The sequence below is a fragment of the Oligoflexus sp. genome, assembly GCF_035638955.1.
Taxonomy (GTDB): domain Bacteria; phylum Bdellovibrionota_B; class Oligoflexia; order Oligoflexales; family Oligoflexaceae; genus Oligoflexus.
In genome coordinates, this window is the sequence record NZ_DASQYZ010000320.1 from 1 (window position 1) to 2598 (window position 2598).

At 47.0% G+C, this 2598-nt stretch carries 4 protein-coding genes; 3 read left to right on the forward strand and 1 reads right to left on the reverse strand.

The window, feature by feature from the left end; genetic code table 11:
- The 3 genes from VE954_RS29270 to VE954_RS29280 form a co-directional block, all read left to right on the forward strand.
- The coding region (locus VE954_RS29270; protein ID WP_324959621.1) for an AAA family ATPase at nucleotides 1-451 on the forward strand (451 nt) is incomplete at its 5' end.
- A complete protein-coding gene (locus tag VE954_RS29275) occupies nucleotides 444-1148 on the forward strand; it encodes a DUF4276 family protein (RefSeq protein WP_324959623.1) in 705 nt (234 codons plus the stop codon). The genes VE954_RS29270 and VE954_RS29275, both read left to right, overlap by 8 nt.
- A 140-nt stretch (nucleotides 1149-1288) precedes the next feature.
- The gene (locus VE954_RS29280; protein WP_324959625.1) at nucleotides 1289-1687 is read left to right on the forward strand and encodes a hypothetical protein; all 399 of its coding nucleotides are present in this window, start codon (nucleotides 1289-1291) and stop codon (nucleotides 1685-1687) included.
- 685 nt (nucleotides 1688-2372) lie between these two features.
- On the opposite strand, the gene VE954_RS29285 is transcribed toward VE954_RS29280, so the two are convergent.
- On the reverse strand, nucleotides 2373-2598 hold a 226-nt coding region (locus VE954_RS29285; RefSeq protein WP_324959627.1), incomplete at its 5' end, for a hypothetical protein.

Here is a 2598-nt window from a genome sequence, read left to right on the forward strand (position 1 = left end):
TTTTCATCTTGAACCACTACGGCTCAATCCAGAAAAGATTAAACTCGAGTGGCTTCACACAAAAAGCGAAAACTATTTCGATGCGTCTTCACTATCAGATGGCACACTCAGATTTATTTGCTTGGCAGTACTTTTTTTGCAACCAAAAGAGCATTTGCCTTCGGTAATACTCGTTGATGAACCCGAACTCGGATTGCACCCTTCTGCAATTCATCTGCTATATTCAATGATCCGCTCCGCCTCCACAAACGTACAAGTGATCATTTCAACTCAATCCCCCATTCTCCTAGACTATTTCGACCCATCAGAAGTACTTGTCGCCGAGCAAACAGATGGGTCCACGAAGCTATCGCGACTAGACCCGCAATCTCTGAAGGAGTGGCTCGATGACTATAGCTTAGGTGAACTTTGGGAGAAAAACCTCATCGGAGGCAAGCCTAACAATGCCTAGGCTATTTGTGCTTGTGGAAGGCCCAACAGAAGAAATGTTTGTCAATGAAATACTGGCCCCTCATCTCTATAGGAAAGGTTTTCATTCTATCTCTGCCCGAATATTCGGATCTGCAAGAGCTAGAAGCAAGCGCGGTGGAGTAAAAGGCTGGGATAGTACCAAGGTCGATTTTACCCGAATATTGAAACAATCCGACAATTGTTATGTCACTACAATCGTCGATTACTATGGCATGCCTTCCACTCCAGGTCATGTAAAAACTTGGCCTGGGCGTGATTCTGCTGAAAAGGTTGAAAAGAAATTTAGGGCCGAATATGTTGAAAAAGCCCTTAAACAAGAAATTATTCATCTAATGGGCGCAAATTGGGATCCTTCTTTTTTTATTCCTTTTGTTGCACTCCACGAGTTTGAGGCTTGGTTATTCAGCGACTGTCAGGCAACTGCTTCTGCGCTCGGGATTCCTAGTCTCTCCCCGATGCTACAAGTTATGCGCGATGAATTCGAAACCCCAGAAGAGATAAACGATACAAGAGAAACCTCGCCATCTCATCGCATTTTGGCGTTGATGCCCGAATATGAAAAGCCGCTTTTCGGCAATCTCGCGATACTAGGAATTGGTTTAGAAAAAATATCCTTCGAGTGCCCTCACTTTGCAGCTTGGTTAAAAAAATTGGAAAATTTAATTCCTAAACTGTAATCAGACCGTTCGCCATATTACGGAAGATAGAAATAACTCCCATACTCCATAGCCGCCTAGAGGTGGCAGAGTGGCTGAATGTACATGATTCGAAACTAGACGAAGGGGTAACTCCTCCGAGGGTTGACCATACCAAAGAGATGGGTCGGACTACAAAGAGCCTGGGGTCAACTCTGGACGCCAATGGCTGTCAGGGAAGGCCCCTTTTTCTGGACGAATACAACATTTACTGGACGTGGGATGTCGTCGACCCAGCCAAACCCATGGCGACAATTCGAGGCGCGGTATTCGACGCCCTTGTCCTCATAGAGACGGCCACGAAGAGGTCTGTCGCGGGTACCTCTGCCTGGAACGAAATGGACAACGTTTATGGCAAAATGAGCAACTCATTTGAGATGCGACCGGCTGGTTACGTCTATCATGTTTTCATTCGCTTCTTGCAAGGAGAGATGGCTCATGCAACGTCTTCGCTAGGCGAGTTGGTCACGGCATTTGCCGTAAGTTCGGAATTCCACCACGGAGTTCTCCTCGTCAATTGATATCCTGAAGCCCAAACTGTCACTCTTGGTTTGCAAGGCTGGACGCCGCAGGGGACCGGTCACACGTTTCACCAGATATCCAACAAAGGGTACAAAATCTATAAAATTCAGGGCTCAACTTTCACTCGTCCACCGTCATTAGAGCCCTATTCGATCGCGCTCATTCTCTTTGAGAACGATGCAGCGGAATGAGAGGAGCAGAAAATGGTTCAATCGATTCATACAGAAGCTGTTGAATACATCCGCCCGTCGCATCGATGATGGAAAGAATCCGCTGGGATCTATTCCCTTCTCGCCGGCAACCGGCTTAATAAAGATTAAAGTACTTGAGGATTTATCCGTAGGCAAGCGTGACAGACAATTATGAAAGTAACGTGATAGGCCGAAAATATTCGAGCTCTGACGTAAGTGCAGCCGAGTCCGGAAGATAGCGACGTGGTAGGAAGTCACGTGTTTGTAAGTGAGTCGCAAGCCCCGTTCTTGCGGCAGCAAATCTTTCAAGCTATGTTCCGCAAAATTTTTAACGGAGCATTTCCATGACCCTTGACGAAATCAAAGTAAAATTCCAAAGCACTCCAACCCACGATCGCGCCGCTATTCCAAGGAACTCCGAAAAGCGGTAACAGCTTCAATTCGCTTGAGTGGCTATACAATAACCGCTGTGAGAAGCTCTCTTGGGGTATTGTCAACGGCTCTTTCCAAATGGATTTCGACCGATCTCGTTGAAGGCGCGCACAAAGCGGCTCCTCAGCAGGAACATTTCATAGCAGCAAAAATCATGGGCGGGCAAGAGGTTCCGCTCCAGCGATTGGTTACTGCTGGCGAACCCATTAAGCTTTATCTCCCGAACGGAGTCAGGCTCGATTTCAATTGCTAAACGGCATTTGCGGCATCTCCAAAGCCAGGCGTTC